This window comes from Streptomyces humidus, assembly GCF_014649655.1.
Lineage (GTDB): Bacteria > Actinomycetota > Actinomycetes > Streptomycetales > Streptomycetaceae > Streptomyces > Streptomyces humidus.
On sequence record NZ_BMTL01000016.1, the window covers coordinates 23,712 to 39,458 of the forward strand.

A 15,747-nucleotide genomic window follows, 5' to 3' on the forward strand; every position below is an offset into this window, starting at 1 on the left:
TGGCCCCGATCCTCGCACGCGGGTCCCGCGGTTGCGCAAGCCCCTCGTTACCGATGGGTAGCCGGTCGGCGGGACCCACTCCGTCCCACCGTCGCCACGGCTAGGTCGTCACGCCCTCTCACCCTCGTCCGATGTCCGGCACGGGCAGCGGACGTTTCTCTATCGCCGCCGCCATGACCTCCGGGAACAGATCGGGGGTGCACGCGAACGCCGGTGCGCCCAACGCCGCGAAGGCGGCCGCGTGTTCGCGGTCGTAGGCCGGCGCCCCTTCGTCCGACAGCGCGAGCAACGCCACGAACTGCACGCCCGACGCTTTCATCGCCATGACCCTCTTGAGCATCTCGTCGCGTATGCCTCCCTCGTAGAGGTCGCTGATGAGCACCACCACGGTCTCCGCCGGCCGGGTGATCTGCGACTGGCAGTAGGCGAGCGCCCGGTTGATGTCGGTGCCGCCGCCGAGCTGGGTGCCGAACAGGACGTCCACCGGGTCGGCGAGCCGCTCGGTGAGGTCGGCGACCGCCGTGTCGAAGACGACGAGCCGTGTGCTGATCGACCGCATCGAGGCGAGCACCGCCCCGAACACCGAGGCGTACACGACCGACGACGCCATCGACCCCGACTGGTCGATGCAGAGGATCACCTCCTTCTTCATCGACTGCGAAGCCCGCCCGTATCCCACGAGCCGCTCCGGCACGACCGTCCCGTGCTCGGGCAGATAGTGCTTGAGGTTGGCGGCGATCGTGCGGTTCCAGTCGATGTCGTGGTGGCGCGGTCGCCTGACGCGCGCGCTGCGGTCCAGCGCGCCGGTGAGGGCGGCCCGGGTGCGGGTGGCGAGCCGTTTCTCCAGGTCCTCGACCACCTTGCGGACGACCGCCCTCGCCGTCTCCCTCGTCGTCTCCGGCATCGCCTTGTTGAGCGAGAGCAGTGTGCCGACGAGATGCACGTCGGCCTCCACCGCCTCCAGCATCTCCGGCTCCAGCAGCAGGGCGGACAGCCCGAGACGCTCGATCGCGTCGCGCTGCATCACCTGCACGACGGAGGAGGAGAAGTAGGTCCGGATGTCCCCCAGCCAGCGGGCCACGGACGGCGCCGAGGCCCCCAGTCCCGCCGCGCGGTCGCGCCGGGCCGACGTCCCGTCTCCCTTGCCGTAGAGCGCGGTGAGGGCTCCGTCCATCGCCGCGTCGCGGCCGGACAGCGCGTGCCCGGTGCCGTCCGCCGCGTCGCCGCCGAGCACCAGCCGCCAACGCCGCAGCCTCTCCCGTCCGGCATCCGTCGTGGCCGCGTCGTTCACCGTCATGCCCCCACTCCCGCAAGCGCGCCGTCGCCCGTCCCACCGTCGGTCCCGGCGCCACCGCCCGCCGTGTCGTCACTCATCCCGTCATCGCCCGTCCCGACGTGGCCCGCCGTGTCGTCGCCCCTCCCGTCGCCACCCGTCCTCTCATCTCCCCTCCCGACGTCGGCCGCGTCGGGGTTCGTGCCCAGCAGCAGCCGTACCACCGGGAGGACGGCGTCCGCCCGTCTCTCGTCGAGGCCGGTCGCGAACCCGGGGGTCCCGGTGTGCGCCCCCGGCTCGCTTCCCCGCTTTCCCGGACCGCGCCGGACCCGGTCGCCCAGCGTTCTGCGCACCCCGGGCTCGTAAGCAGAGAACGTCCGCCGCAGCAACGGGAGCACGTCCGTGAACGCCTCCGCGGGCACCGTCGTGAGCCACCCGTCGACCAGCGCGAGCAGCCGTTCGTCGTGCACGAGGAGCAGTCCGCCCCCGGACCCGCCGCCGACGAACCCCTCGATCCAGGCGGCCGCGTCGCCCGGCGGCGTCCCGGGCGACAGGGCGAGCCCCATGAGCCGCGCCGCCGCGCCGGGGTTCAGCTCCCCCTCGTCCAGGAGAAGCCGCACGGCGCGGCCCCGCACGACACCCGGCACGCTGTCGCGCCGGGACAGCACCCGCAGCACGGCACGCCAGCGGGGCGGAAGGCCCGCGTGCTCGTCCAGCATCCCCACCGCCCCGTGCACCGCGTCGACATGACGGCGCATCCGCTCCGCCGCGTCCGCGTCCAGCGAGACGCAGGCCGGCGGGAGGCCGACGAAGATCCGTTCCGCGAGGCCCGCCGCCACCTCCGCCAGCGCGCCGGTGTCGGTGCCGCGCACGTCGCCGTAGCGCAGGGAGCGGGCCAGGGCGGGCAGGGCCTGCGCGAGGTGGCCGACGTCCGTGTCGAGGGCCGCCCGGTCGGCGAGGACGCTCATCACCGTCGGCAGCGCGTCGGGCAGTGCGGCCAGGAGGCAGCGCTCGGCGAGCGCGGTCACCCGGGCGAGGCCGCCCGCGGCGACGGCGTCCGCCTCCGCCTTGGCGGTCGCCGCGGCGAGCACGGTCGTCCCCCACACCCCGGCCTCGGCGACCCGCACGGCCAGTTCCGGCTCCCAGCGCAGCCGCCAGGTCTCCCGGAACGTCCCCGTGCCGCCCCGCGAGGCCGCGGGCTCCCCCCACTCGACGCCCAGCAGTCGCAGCCGGTGCAACAGCCTGCTGCGCTCGGCGTCGTTCTCCCTGCGCAGGTCGAGCGCCAGCTCCCGCTCCGCCGCCTCCGGCTTGAGCCGCAGCCGACGCTGCAGCCGGTCGAGATCGCGCTGCAAGGGCACCGCGGGCGCGCCCGCCGGCACCTCGCCCAGCACGTCCCCGACGACCAGCCGGTCGCGCACCAGGGCCAGCGGGACGTCCGAGCCCTCGCACAGCACCGCGCGCACGGCGTCGGTGGTCTCGCTCAGACCGGGCAGCGGCCGGCCGCGCAGCGCGGCCAGCGTCTCGGCGAGCCGGACCGCCTCGATGACATGCGCCGAGGACACGATCCGGTCCTCCTCGCGCAGCAGGACCGCCACCCTCGTCAGCCAGCGCTCGACGGGCCGGTCCGGCGACGCGAACAGATGGGCGTACCAGCCGGGCGCGTCGATGCCCGCGCCGTATCCGCCTGCCCGGGCCAGCCTGCGGTGGGTCCAGGGCACCCAGGTCAGGTCCGTCCTGACCTTGGGCAGCCCCTTGAGGAGCGCCCGGTCCGCGGCGAGGGCGACCTTACGGCGCAGGGCGGGCACATGCCACGCCCCGCACACCACGGCCACTCCGTCCGCCCCGAACTCCCGTTGCGCCGAACGCAGCTGGATGCGCATGTACGCCTCTCGCACGAGGTCCCGTCCGTCCTCGTGCCCCGCCGCGTCGCGGTCGTACGCCTCGCGCAGCGCCCCCATCGCCTCCTCGAGCGCGGCGAACGGCGCGAACGGGTCCTTCGTCCCGGTGGCCCGGTGCTCGACGACGTCCTCCCACCAGCGCTCGGGATCGTCGTACCCGGCCACTTCGGCGAGCGTCCCGAGCGGATCCCTCCGCAGCCCGTCACGGTCTTCGTCGGCGGCCCCGCTCCCACCGCCCTCGCCGCCCCCGCTCCCGTCGGCGTCTTCCGGCCCCCCGCCGGACGCCCTCGCACGGCCGGGCTCCCGTCCGACGTCAGGTCCCCCACCCGCGCCGGATCCCTCTTCGCCGCCTTCCCTCCTTCCTCGGCCGGGCCCCTCCCCCGTCGCTCCCGGCCTTCCGCCCGAGCAGTTCTCCTCGGCCCCCGCGCCCTCCCGTGTCCCCTCCGTCTCCTCAGTCCCCTCCGTCTCCCCCGCCCTTCCTGTCTCTCCTGGCTTGCCTGCCTTCCCCGTCTCCTCACGCTCACGGTGCTTCTCCCACGCCAGCGTGTGCGTGGCCGGGAGGTCGATGAAGCGGGCCGGTACTCCGTGCTCCAGGGCCCAGCGCAGTGCGACCCACTCCGGGGAGAACTCGGCCATCGGCCAGAACGACGACCGTCCGGGTTCGTCGACGGCGTGGGCGAGGAGGGCGACCGGCGGCCGCATGTCCTCGTCCGCTGCCAGCGGGATCAGCGCGTCCGCCTCCGGCGGCCCCTCGATCAGCACGGTGCGGGGCCTTGCGGCCTCCAGGGCCGCCCGTACCGCGCGCGCCGATCCCGGCCCGTGATGACGCACCCCGAGCAGCAGCGGCCGCCCGGCGGCCGGGCCCCGGCCGCCGTCGTCGAGGCCCGTCGATCCCGCCGCCCTCACCTGCGGGGCCACTTCGTGTCGTCGTTCACAGCCGCCCTCCCCTCGTTCCGTGTTCCCGCCCAGGTCACCGCATCGCTGATCACGCACTCACCTCCCGGCACGCTCGGTAGAAGTCGGTCCAGCCCGCGCGCTCCCGCACGACCGCCTCCAGGTACTCCTGCCAGACGACCCGGTCGGCGGCCGGATCGCGGACGACGGCCCCGAGGATGCCCGCCGCGACGTCCGCCGGCCGCAGCACGCCGTCGCCGAAGTGGGCGGCCAGCGCGAGACCGCTGGTGACGACCGAGATGGCCTCGGCGGTGGACAGCGTGCCGCTGGGCGACTTCACCTTCGTGCGGCCGTCGGCGGTGACGCCGTCGCGCAGCTCGCGGAAGACCGTCACCACCCGGCGGATCTCCTCGAAGCCGTCCGGAGCCGCCGGCAGGTCGAGGGAGCGGCCGATCTGGTCGACGCGCCGCGCGACGATGTCGACCTCCGCCTCCACGCTCTCGGGGAGCGGCAGCACCACCGTGTTGAAGCGCCGGCGCAGCGCGCTGGACAGCTCGTTGACCCCACGGTCGCGGTCGTTGGCCGTGGCGATGAGATTGAACCCGCGGACGGCCTGCACCTCCTGCCCCAGTTCCGGTATCGGCAGCGTCTTCTCGGAGAGGACGGTGATCAGCGTGTCCTGCACGTCGGCCGGGATGCGGGTCAGCTCCTCCACCCGGACCGTGGCGCCCTCCGCCATGGCACGCATGACGGGGCTGGGCACCAGCGCGTCCCGGCTGGGCCCGTGCGCGAGCAGCTGCGCGTAGTTCCAGCCGTAGCGGATCGCCTCCTCCGGGGTGCCCGCGGTGCCCTGGACCAGCAGCGTCGAGTCGCCGCTGACCGCCGCGGCCAGGTGTTCGGAGACCCAGGTCTTGGCCGTGCCCGGGACCCCGAGCAGCAGCAGCGCCCGGTCGGTGGCCAGGGTGGTGACGGCCACCTCGACGATGCGGCGCGGACCCACGTACTTCGGTGAGATCACCGTGCCGTCCGGCAGGACGCCGCCGAGGAGGTAGGTGGCCACAGCCCACGGCGACATCTTCCAGCGGGCCGGACGCGGCCGGTCGTCCTGGGCGGCCAGCGCGGCGAGTTCGAAGGCGAAGGCGTCCTCGGCGTGCGGACGCAATGCGTCCGTCGGCTCGGTGCCGCTCGGTTTCACGGACGTCGGATCTACAGACACAGACATGGCTGAGGCCCCCTCCAGCTCGGCCGGTTCGGATCTGGTGTCCACCGTGCACCACGCCACTGACAATGCAATCTGACCTGCGAAAACGCGCCCAGGGCCGCTTGCGTCGCAAGCGTGGCGGAGCGATTGTCAGTGGGGGGATCTACCTTCGATGACATGACTCAGCAGGGGGTGCGCTGGAGCGTGGACCAGGTGCTGGCACTGGCGCCTGACTCCGCGTCACGCAAAGCGGGGAGCAAACTCGGCGCGGCCGGGCCGTGGTCCGGGACGGGCAGTTCGCGGGAGGGGGCGGTGTGGGGTCTGTGCAAGGGCAGCGGCAGCACGCCGTACCGGACGGTCGTCGATGTCGTGGGCGGCTCCGGCGCCGCCGGCCCGGCGTACAAGTGCAGTTGCCCGAGCCGCAAGTTCCCGTGCAAGCACGCGCTCGGGCTGCTGCTGCTCTGGTCGGGCGGGGAGGAATCGGTGCCCGCCGGGCAGGCGCCGGACTGGGCCGAGCAGTGGCTCGCGAGCCGCAGACGCACGCAGGAGAAACGCGAGGCGGACCCGGCGGGTTCCGCGTCCGGCCCTGCCGACCCGGAGGGGGCACGCCGCCGCGCCGAGCGCCGTGCCGAGCGGGTCACCGCGGGGGCCACGGATCTGGAGGAGCGTCTCGCCGATCTGCTGCGCTCCGGCCTGGCCACCGCCGAGCAGGCGGGGTACGGGCTGTGGGAGGAGACGGCGGCCCGCATGGTCGACGCGCAGGCCCCCGGACTAGCCGCGCGGGTAAGGGAGTTGGGGGCCGTCCCGGCCTCGGGACCGGGCTGGCCGGTGCGGCTGCTGGAGGAGTGCGCGCTGCTCCATCTTTTGAACCAGGGCTGGCTGCGCCGCGAGCGGCTGCCGGACGCCCTGGCGGCGACGGTCCGCACCCGCGTCGGCCTGCCCTCCTCCCCGCAGGGACGGCCCGTCCGGGACGACTGGCTGGTCCTCGCCGAGTACGACAGGACCGACCCGAAGCTGACGACCCGCCGCATCTGGCTGTACGGCGTCTCCTCGGGCCGCACGGCGCTCCTCCTCTCCTATGGCGCCGCGGGCCGCGCCCCCGAACTGACGCTCCCCGTGGGCCTCGTCCTGGACGCCGAACTGTCCGCCCACCCGGGGACGGGCGGGCGGCGTGCGTCCCTCGGGGAGCAGTTCGCACCGCCCGTGCCCACCGGCGTCCGGCCCCCGGGCACCACGACGGCCGAGGCGACCGCCCGGTACGGCGAAGCCCTGCGGGACGACCCGTGGCTGGACTCCGTGCCGGTGACGCTGGACGACGTCATACCGGTCCCGGACGGCGAATCCTGGCAACTGGCCGACACCGCGGGCGACACGGCACTGCCCCTCGCCCCCGCCGCGCTGGCCCGCCCGGGTCTGTGGCGTCTGGTCGCGCTCTCGGGCGGCGGCCCCGTCAAGGTCTTCGGCGAGTGCGGCCACCGCGGCTTCACCCCGCTGACGGCCTGGCCGGCGGGCCCCGGGAACGCGGTGCGCCTGTGCTGAACGCCCCCCGCGCGCCCGCATCGACGGCAACGACATCCGCAGCACGCGCCAGAGCGCCCACGGCGAAGGCGACCGCAACCGAACCTTCAAACCGCTGCCGCAGCCCGCAACCGCTGCCGCAGCCGCATGAGCGGCAGCAACGGTCACGGCGACCGCCACGATCACGGCAACAGAAGGGAGCCTCATGAACACCGGCTCGCCCCACCCTCCGTCGCCGGCCTGGGAGGACCTGGTCACCGCGGCCCTCCTGGGCACCGACCGCCGTACGCCCCCTGGCACGCCCCCTGGCAGGAACGCTCCGTCGGCCCTGCTGGACGCCGCGGCCGCGGAGACCGTCCGCCGCCGGGCCGGCCTGCGTCCCGGCCCCGCCGCGCCGCGCCCGCGACCGGCCCCCGAGGACCCGCGCCCCCCGCTGCCCACCGCGGCGGCCCGCAGGCTCGCCCTGCTCCTGGCCGACCGCCCCGGCACCGCGCAGGGCGGCCGAAGAGGGACCGCCCCGGACCTGATCGAACTGCTGCCCCAGTGGCTGACGGCGGTGAACGACCGAGGATTCGCCGCGCCCCCCGAGTCCCTCCCCGCGCTGCTCGACGCGGCACGCGCGCGGACGGACCTGCGTCCGGCGGCCCTGCGGTTCGCCGGTCCGCGCGCGCCGTGGCTGGCCCGGCTCAACCCGGACTGGCGGTTCGCCCTGCGCGCGAGCCCGGGGGGCGGCATGGCGCTGCCGGGCCCGGAGGAGACCCGGCGTGTCGAACGGCTCTGGCAGGAGGGCCTGTTCGCCGAGCGCGTCTCCCTCCTTGCGGCGATCCGCTCCCGCGACCCCGACGCGGCGCGCGAACTGCTCGAGGCGACCTGGTCCACGGAGCGCGCCGAGGACCGGCTGATGTTCCTCGACTCGCTGCGCACCGGCCTGGGCCCACGTGACGAGCCGTTCCTGGAGCAGGCGCTGGCCGACCGGAGCCGCAACGTGCGCGCCACAGCGGCGGAGTTGCTGTCGGCGCTGCCGCAGTCGGCGCTCGCCGCGCGGATGGCGGTCCGGGCCGGCGCCTGCGTGGCCGTCGACCACACCGTGGACACGCCCACACTCCTGGTGGAGGCCCCGCACGAGTGCGACGCGGCCATGGAGCGTGACGGAGTGTCAGCCAAGCCGCCGTCCGGCCGGGGCGAACGGTCCTGGTGGCTGGGTCAGTTGGTGGAGGCGGCCCCACTCGCCGGCTGGTCGGCGCGGCTCGGCCGGCGGACCCCGGAGCAGATCGTCGCGTTGCCGGTGGCCGACGACTGGCTGGGCGAACTGCACGCGGCCTGGTGCCGGGCCGCGGTCAGGCAGCGGGACGCGGACTGGTCACGAGCGCTGCTCGGGCCGCCTTCGGCACCCGGTGCGGGCGGGCCGGGCGCGGTCTCCCTGGCAGAACGGGCGAAACTGCTGGGCGCCCTGCCGTCGGCCGAACGGGCCGAATGGGTCGCCGGTTTCATCGCCGCGCACGGCCTGTCGGAGGCGTTCCAGCTCCTCGGCGTCTGCGCCGTGCCGTGGGCCGCGCCGCTCGGCAGATCCGTGGTCGACGCGCTCAACATCGCCCGGGACGCGGGCAGTTACCCGTGGAGCTTCAGCGGAGTGATGGGCCTGGCCGAGCGCTGCCTCGACCCTTCGGAGGCGGCCCGGCTCGACGCCCTCCTGGCCGTGCCGGACGAACCGGAAGACGCCTCGCCCGGCGCGGGCGGCTACTGGGCGGAAGCGTTCCAACGCCTGTGCCGGACGCTACGGCTGAGGGCGGCGATGACGGCGGAGCTGGATGTCCGAGACGCCGGGCCGTGCGGCGCTTGAGGACGGGCCCTTCAGACAGGAGCGGAGCGGACGCCCGAGCGAAAGGAAGCCGGAGGGAGGAGAAGCCCGAAAGGGGCGAGGACGCCCGCGAGCGAGGAACCCGAGCGGGCCGGAACCCGGAGGGGGAAACGGGAGAGCGGAGGGAACGGGAAGGAGGGGAAACGGGAAGGAGGGGGAACGGGAGAGGGAGGAAACCGGATGCGGTCGCGGAGCTCCCTGAGCGGCCGCTCGCCTCAGGCGCCCGCAGGCTGCCGCACATGGGTCCGCACCCAGTCGACGATGGACGCGGTGGTCGCCCCCGGAGTGAAGATCTCCGCGACCCCCATCTCCTTCAGCGGCGCGATGTCCGTCTCCGGAATGATGCCGCCGCCGAAGACCACGATGTCCTCCGCGTCGCGCTCCTTCAGCAGTTCGATCACCGCGGCGAAGAGCGTGTTGTGCGCTCCGGAGAGGATGGACAGACCGATCGCGTCCGCGTCCTCCTGGATCGCGGTGTCGACGACCAGCTCGGGCGTCTGGTGCAGCCCGGTGTAGATGACCTCCATGCCGGCGTCGCGCAACGCCCGCGCGATCACCTTGGCCCCGCGATCGTGGCCGTCGAGCCCCGGCTTGGCCACCACCACGCGGATCGGACCGCCTGCGACACCCATCACTGCCTCCATGAAGCGACTGCGTCCATCCTCCACCGCACGCACACCCCGTGCCAGACGGCCACCGGAAGTGAACGAACCTCCGGGGTGAGCAGTGCGGAGAACGCGTCCGAGGGGCCCGCCGAGACGGCACGGCCCACCACGGCCACCGCGTCCTCGCCCGGTCGCCCCGCTGGTCGCCGGCATCCTCGACCGGCAGTTTCGCGATACGGGCCGAGGGGGAAAATCACATGAAGGGACACGTTCACAGCGCACCGCTCCCCCACCCCACGGGGGAACGGTCGCACCGGGAGCCGCGCAGAGGTCGCGGTGCCGCCGAGCGCCGCGGACAGCGCCGCGTGGCGGTACGGCGGAACGGCAGGCACGATGGTCAGGTAAGGCAGGTAAGGCACGACAGCGGGAGTTCCGTCGCCGCTACGCGGTACCGGGGAATCCCGTCACGTCGATCGGTGCGAGGGGTTGTCGGAAGAGCCGCACACCCCGCGCCACCGCCTCACCCGTCGTACACCCTGTAGTGCCCGATCGACCTCCTCGACAGCGACTTCCACTAGGGCACACGGGGGACAGAGAAGTCCTCAGCGTGCCGACAGGAGGTCGGCCATGAAGGTCAGCCGGGCCTTGCAGCCCATTCTTCCGTTGTGTCAGCGTCTGCTGCCGGACATGCCGAGCCTTCCCGGCCTCCCTGTGTTCCCCAGCTTCCCGAGCTTCCCCAGCTTTCCCGGACTGCCGAATCTCCCCAGCCTGCCGAGCAGACTGGCCGGTTTCTCCGTGGCCCTGCTCAAGGCCACCGCCCTGGACCTCGCGATCCTTGCCGGGCATCTGCTCCTCTATCCGTCCGGGATGGCGCAGGAGCGCCGCTGCCAGGTCCGTCCCGAACTCGCCGGGCCCCCGTCCGGCGAAGGGCCGACTCCGCTGCCCGCGCCGGCCGCGCCCCCGGTGGTGCTGCTGCACGGCTTCATCGACAACCGTTCCGTCTTCGTGCTGCTGCGCCGCAGCCTGGCCCAGGACGGCAGGCACCGGGTGGAGTCGCTCAACTACTCGCCGATGACGTGCGACATACGGACCGCGGCAGAACTCCTCGGCCGGCACATAGAGGAGATCTGCGAGCGCACCGGCTGCGAGCAGGTCGACGTGGTCGGGCACAGCCTGGGCGGCCTGATAGCCCGCTACTACGTACAGCGGCTCGCGGGGGACGCCCGCGTGCGGACCCTGGTCACGCTGGGCACCCCGCACTCCGGGACCCGGGTGGCGCCGCTGGCGAACGCGCACCCGATCGTGCGCCAGATGCGTCCGGGCTCGGAGCTGATCGAGGAACTGTCCCGGCCCGCCCCGGGTTGCCGCACGCACTTCGTCAGCTTCTGGAGCGACCTCGACCACCTCATGGATCCGCTGGAGTCGGCCTGCGTCGACCATCCGGACCTGCTGGCCCAGAACGTCCGGGTGACCGGCATCGGCCACCTCGCCCTGCCCGTGCACCCCGCCGTCGCGACCGGCATCCGGCAGGCCCTCGACACCGAGCGTCCGGCGACGGCGGCCGAGGCCCGCACCACCCCGCGAAGCGGCGGTCTCACCGTGGCCTGACGGCGTCCCGAACACTGCCCGCCACCCCGGGACCCCGCCTCCAGCGCACCTCTCACGCCCTCCCGGCACCCCTGCACCATCGAACGCTATTCGAACCTAGGGCCAAACTCGCGCCCCCCGTCCCCCGAAACACGGCCGAATGCCCCTTTCCTGCGGGCGCGAAACCTGCAGAAGATTGTCGTGCCCGCGTACTGCCGGGTACAGTCGCCGCACTGCTCTGGCAGCCCCTGTCGTCGGCGAAAGAGAAGTTGGTGAACGACCGTCACCCGTCGGGGATCATGACCACCCCGGCCCCGGCTTCCGACGCCGCTTCGGCGCCCTACGCGTCGTACGGCACCCAGGAAGCCCAGTACGACGGCTTCACCCAGTACCACGGCTACGGCACCGGCGCCTTCGACGCCGGGACGCATCCCAGCGGGCATCTCACGGCGGCCGGCCCCCTCTTCGGCGCCCTTCCGGACGACGGCACGTCCTCCACCACCGGCTCGTACACCGGCACGCAGTGGCACGCGGACGCCCACCAGGCCATGGACACGGGCAGTCACCAGACGCTGCACTACGACGCCTACGCCGCCCAGCATCACACCGCCTACGACACGGGCGCCTACGACACCACCGCCTGGTCCGGGGAGCAGCCGCATCTGGCCGCCGTGCCCCAGCAGGCGGCGGCGCCGGACGTCAGCGGCCAGTGGGACGCCGGCGCCTGGCAGCAGCCCGACGGGTCCACGGCCCCGGCCGACCCGACCCAGCAATGGGAATGGGGCACGCAGGTCTTCGACACCGGCGCGTACGACGCCACGCAGTGGAACTCCGACGGCGGCGAGAACGCGGACGAGGACCCCGGCGCCGACCGGACCGCCGAGGCCTACGACCGGGGGCCCGCCGAGGTCCCGTTCGACCAGCAGGCCACCGCCACCTTCGAGCAGGTCGCGTACGACGAGCCCGGCGCCGACGGTGAACTGCCCGACGACGTCCCCTCCCTCCTCGACGACCAGGAGGAGGCGGTCCCCGCACCGCTCGGCCGGGCGGCCGCCCGCAACGCGAACCGCTCCCGTCGGCGGATGCCCGCCAAGCGCTCCGCGCTGCTGACGGTGGCCGTGCCCTCGGTCTGTGTAATGGGCGTCGCCGGGATCGCCGCGGCGTCGGTCGGCTCGCTCACCGGCGGCGACGGCAGGGAGACCACGGCCTCCGCCACGGACGCGCAGCCCGTGAAGCCGTCCGCCGCCAACAACACCCTGGACAGCCAGCTGGCCACCCTCAGCGCCGGCGCCGACGACTTCGCCGACCGGGCCAGCCGCACGCAGGAACGTATCGACCTCAAGGCCCAGCAGCAGGCCGAGCAGAAGAAAGCCGCCGCCGAAGCGGCCCTCAAGGAGCGGCTGCGCCCCAAGTACGCCCTCCCGGTCGCGCAGCACGGCCTCAGCGCCTACTTCGGCCAGGCCGGCATCAACTGGATGTCCCAGCACACCGGCATCGACTTCCCGGTGTCCTACGGCACCACCGTGATGGCGGCGACCGACGGCACCGTGCGGACGCAGTGGAACAGCGCCTACGGCAACATGCTGATCCTCACCGCGAAGGACGGCACCGAGACCTGGTACTGCCACCTCTCCAGCTACCGGGTGCCCTCCGGCACGACGGTCAAGGCCGGCGATCCCCTCGCGTACTCCGGCAACTCGGGCAACTCCACCGGCCCTCACCTGCACTTCGAGGTCCGGCCTGCCGGCGGCTCCGCGATCGACCCGCTGCCGTGGCTGCGCAGCCACGGACTCAACCCGACGTGACGCGGCCCGACTTGACGCTGCCCGACGGGAGCACCTGCGCGTAGCCGTGCCCCTCGCGCTCCCTGCCCACTGCGCTCCGAGCCCACCGCGCCGCCGCGCCCCCGCCGTCGAAGCGGGGGCGCTTTTTCAGGCGCTCGTGCGCTAGAGCTTCTCCACCGGCGCGTACCGCAACAGGAGCCGCTTCGGTTTGACGTCCCCGAAGTCGACGGTGGCCTCCGCGTTCGCGCCCGTGCCCTGCACGCCCACGACCGTGCCGAGCCCGAACTGGTCGTGCGTGACACGGTCGCCGACGGCCAGCGAGACCACGGGCTTGTCCCCGGCCGCCCGGCGCGTCGCGAAACCGGACGCGCCGGCCGCCGAGGAGCGAGAGCGGGACGAGGACAGCGAGGCCGCCACCCCGGACACGGGTCCGGAGGAGACGGGCGCGGTCGCCCCCGTCCGCTTCCAGTCCACGTGCGTCGGCGGGATCTCCTCCAGGAACCGGGAGGGCGGGTTGTACGACGGCTGCCCCCAGGCACTGCGCAGCGACGACCGGGTGAGGTACAGCCGCTCACGCGCACGCGTGATGCCGACGTAGGCGAGCCGGCGTTCCTCCTCGAGTTCTTTGGTCTGACCGAGGGCGCGCATGTGCGGGAAGACGCCGTCCTCCATGCCGGTCAGGAAGACGACCGGGAACTCCAGGCCCTTGGCGGTGTGCAGGGTCATCAGCGTGATGACTCCCGAGCCGTCCTCCTCCTCGTCGGGGATCTGGTCGGAGTCGGCGACGAGGGCGACCCGCTCCAGGAAGTCGGAGAGCCCGGCCGGTACGGCGGCCTCACCCTGCCCCTCCTCCGCCTCCTCGGTCTCCTGCTCGAACTCCAGGGCCACCGCGGCGAGTTCCTGGAGGTTCTCGATCCGGGTCTCGTCCTGCGGATCGGTGGAGGCCTGCAACTCGGCGAGGTAGCCGGTGCGTTCGAGCACCGCCTCCAGGACCGTCGCCGGACCGGCGCCCGACTCGACGATCGTGCGCAGCTCCTCCATCAGCGCGTTGAACCGCTTCACGGCGTTCGTCGACCGTGCGGCCATCCCGTAGGCCTCGTCGACGCGCTTGAGGGCCTGCGCGAAGCTGATCTTCTCCCGCTGGGAGAGGGCGTCGATCATCGCCTCGGCGCGGTCCCCGATGCCCCGCTTGGGGACGTTGAGGATCCGGCGCAGCGGCACCGAGTCCTCCGGGTTGGCCAGCACACGCAGATAGGCCAGGACGTCCCTGACCTCCTTGCGCTCGTAGAAGCGGACGCCGCCGACGACCTTGTAGGGCAGTCCGACGCGGATGAAGATCTCTTCGAAGACACGGGACTGCGCGTTGGTGCGGTAGAACACGGCGACGTCGCCCGCCTTCGCGTCGCCCGCGTCCGTCAGCCGGTCTATCTCGTCGGCGACGAACTGCGCCTCGTCGTGCTCGGTGTCGGCGACGTAGCCGGTGATGCGCGCGCCCGCGCCCGCGTTGGTCCACAGGTTCTTGGGGCGGCGGGACTCGTTGCGCTCGATGACCGCGTTGGCGGCGGACAGGATCGTCTGCGTGGAGCGGTAGTTCTGCTCCAGCAGGATCGTCGTCGCGTCCGGGTAGTCCTCCTCGAACTGGAGGATGTTGCGGATCGTCGCGCCTCGGAAGGCGTAGATCGACTGGTCGGCGTCACCGACGACGCACAGCTCGGCGGGCGGCACGTCGTACTCGCTCGGTGGGACGTCCACGGGGTGCTCGGAGGTGCCGACCAGCTCGCGCACCAGGGAGTACTGGGCGTGGTTGGTGTCCTGGTACTCGTCGACGAGGACGTGCCGGAACCGGCGGCGGTAGTGCTCGGCGACGTCGGGGAACGCGCGCAGCAGGTTGACCGTCGTCATGATCAGGTCGTCGAAGTCGAGGGCGTTCGCCTCGCGCAGCCGCGACTGGTACATGGCGTAGGCCTGGGCGAGGGTCTTCTCAAAACCTCCCCCAGAGCCAATGGCCTGGGAGGCGCCCCCAGCCGCCTGCGCGGCGAAGTCCTCCTCGTCGATCAGCTCGTTCTTCAGGTTGCTGATCTTGGCGCTGAAGGACTTCGGCGGGTACCGCTTGGGGTCGAGGCCCAGGTCGCGGCAGACCAGCGCCATGAGCCGCTTGGAGTCGGCGGCGTCGTAGATCGAGAACGACGACGTGAAGCCGAGCTTCTTGCTCTCTCGGCGCAGGATGCGCACGCACGCGCTGTGGAACGTCATCACCCACATCGCGTTCGCGCGCGGGCCGACGAGCTGCTCCACGCGCTCCTTCATCTCGCCCGCGGCCTTGTTGGTGAAGGTGATCGCGAGGATCTGACCGGGGTGGACGTGCCGCGCGGCGAGCAGATGGGCGATGCGGTGGGTGAGCACGCGCGTCTTGCCGGAGCCGGCGCCGGCCACGATGAGCAGCGGGGCGCCCGCGTGGGTGACGGCCGCACGCTGGTTGTCGTTCAGCCCCTCCAGGAGCGCCGCCGCGTCCAGGACCGGGCGGGGGGCGCCGTCGCGGTAGTGGGCGTCCCGGTCCGGTGGCAGGTCGAACTTCCCGCCGAACAGATCGTCCGGAACCGATTCCGGTCCGTGATCGTTCTCGGGCGGCGGCGGGGGCTCCTCCTCGGGGGCGCGGGGGCCCTGGAGGTCCGCCAGGAAGCTGTCGTCAAAGAGGCTGCTCATCGCTCTACGAGTCTAGGGGTCGCCACCGACAACCGGCCGCCGTCCCCGGAATCTCCCGCCATCACTCCCGGCCGGGCGTCGCCTTCACCCTGCGGAAGAGGGCCGTCACGATCCGTGGACGGTCGCGGGCGATACGCGCGGACCTGGCGCGATGTCACGAAAATGTATCGGGCATATCACCCATCATCCTTCACACGGAGCACACGAGTTGGCTACCGTGCCGCTCAGGCCGCAGGATCCCCGCCGGCGAACGACGCCGGGCCACGCGGCCTCCGCCCAGTCCGGCGCGCCCGCTCGCGCGGCCCGGAACCGGGGACCCACCGAAGTCCAGGGGTGAATCGGCCCGACCCCCGCCGGGAACAGGCCGTCGGGCAACCCTTCCGGTCGCCACCGCCCGAACCCTCCCCAGAGCCTGGACGGCCTGGG

General features: G+C 73.2%; 9 protein-coding genes. 4 read left to right on the forward strand and 5 right to left on the reverse strand.

The features are described 5' to 3' along the window. Positions 1–118: 118 nt before the first annotated feature. The 3 genes from IE239_RS19485 to IE239_RS19495 form a co-directional block, all read right to left on the reverse strand. The gene (locus IE239_RS19485; RefSeq protein ID WP_190150653.1) at positions 119–1,297 is read right to left on the reverse strand and encodes a VWA domain-containing protein; all 1,179 of its coding nucleotides are present in this window, start codon (positions 1,295–1,297) and stop codon (positions 119–121) included. Further along, positions 1,294–4,014 carry a DUF5682 family protein gene (locus tag IE239_RS19490; protein ID WP_229878203.1) on the reverse strand — a complete coding sequence of 907 codons (2,721 nt, stop codon included), beginning with the start codon at positions 4,012–4,014 and terminating at the stop codon, positions 1,294–1,296. Before IE239_RS19490 ends, IE239_RS19485 begins: the two co-directional genes overlap by 4 nt. A gap of 142 nt (positions 4,015–4,156) precedes the next feature. Continuing rightward, positions 4,157–5,287 (reverse strand): ATP-binding protein, encoded by a 1,131-nt coding sequence (locus tag IE239_RS19495; protein ID WP_190150654.1) that lies wholly within the window; start codon positions 5,285–5,287, stop codon positions 4,157–4,159. Between the two features lie 156 nt (positions 5,288–5,443). Here IE239_RS19495 and IE239_RS19500 point away from each other — a divergent pair, with 156 nt between their 5' ends. Then, positions 5,444–6,805 carry an SWIM zinc finger family protein gene (locus tag IE239_RS19500; RefSeq protein ID WP_190150655.1) on the forward strand — a complete coding sequence of 454 codons (1,362 nt, stop codon included), beginning with the start codon at positions 5,444–5,446 and terminating at the stop codon, positions 6,803–6,805. A gap of 184 nt (positions 6,806–6,989) precedes the next feature. Further along, a complete protein-coding gene (locus IE239_RS19505) occupies positions 6,990–8,624 on the forward strand; it encodes a DUF5691 domain-containing protein (RefSeq protein WP_190150656.1) in 1,635 nt (544 codons plus the stop codon). A 233-nt stretch (positions 8,625–8,857) separates the two neighbouring features. On the opposite strand, the gene icmB is transcribed toward IE239_RS19505, so the two are convergent. Next, positions 8,858–9,274 carry a coenzyme B12-dependent isobutyryl CoA mutase small subunit gene (icmB, locus tag IE239_RS19510; RefSeq protein ID WP_190150657.1) on the reverse strand — a complete coding sequence of 139 codons (417 nt, stop codon included), beginning with the start codon at positions 9,272–9,274 and terminating at the stop codon, positions 8,858–8,860. A gap of 600 nt (positions 9,275–9,874) precedes the next feature. On the opposite strand from icmB, the gene IE239_RS19515 reads away from it, so the two are divergent. Together IE239_RS19515 and IE239_RS19520 are read left to right on the forward strand one after the other, a co-directional pair. Then, positions 9,875–10,855 (forward strand): esterase/lipase family protein, encoded by a 981-nt coding sequence (locus tag IE239_RS19515; protein WP_190150658.1) that lies wholly within the window; start codon positions 9,875–9,877, stop codon positions 10,853–10,855. Between the two features lie 251 nt (positions 10,856–11,106). Further along, positions 11,107–12,639 (forward strand): M23 family metallopeptidase, encoded by a 1,533-nt coding sequence (locus IE239_RS19520; RefSeq protein ID WP_190150659.1) that lies wholly within the window; start codon positions 11,107–11,109, stop codon positions 12,637–12,639. 141 nt (positions 12,640–12,780) lie between these two features. Here IE239_RS19520 and pcrA read toward each other — a convergent pair whose 3' ends face one another. After that, the gene (gene pcrA, locus IE239_RS19525) at positions 12,781–15,321 is read right to left on the reverse strand and encodes a DNA helicase PcrA (protein ID WP_190150660.1); all 2,541 of its coding nucleotides are present in this window, start codon (positions 15,319–15,321) and stop codon (positions 12,781–12,783) included. Positions 15,322–15,747 lie beyond the last annotated feature (426 nt).

Coding starts and splice junctions, on each gene's coding strand:
- IE239_RS19485 (WP_190150653.1), bottom strand. CDS start 1,297: ATGACGGTGAACGACGCGGCCACGACGGATGCCGGACGGGAGAGGCTG.
- IE239_RS19495 (WP_190150654.1), bottom strand. CDS start 5,287: ATGTCTGTGTCTGTAGATCCGACGTCCGTGAAACCGAGCGGCACCGAG.
- IE239_RS19500 (WP_190150655.1), top strand. CDS start 5,444: ATGACTCAGCAGGGGGTGCGCTGGAGCGTGGACCAGGTGCTGGCACTG.
- IE239_RS19505 (WP_190150656.1), top strand. CDS start 6,990: ATGAACACCGGCTCGCCCCACCCTCCGTCGCCGGCCTGGGAGGACCTG.
- icmB (WP_190150657.1), bottom strand. CDS start 9,274: ATGGGTGTCGCAGGCGGTCCGATCCGCGTGGTGGTGGCCAAGCCGGGG.
- IE239_RS19515 (WP_190150658.1), top strand. CDS start 9,875: ATGAAGGTCAGCCGGGCCTTGCAGCCCATTCTTCCGTTGTGTCAGCGT.
- pcrA (WP_190150660.1), bottom strand. CDS start 15,321: ATGAGCAGCCTCTTTGACGACAGCTTCCTGGCGGACCTCCAGGGCCCC.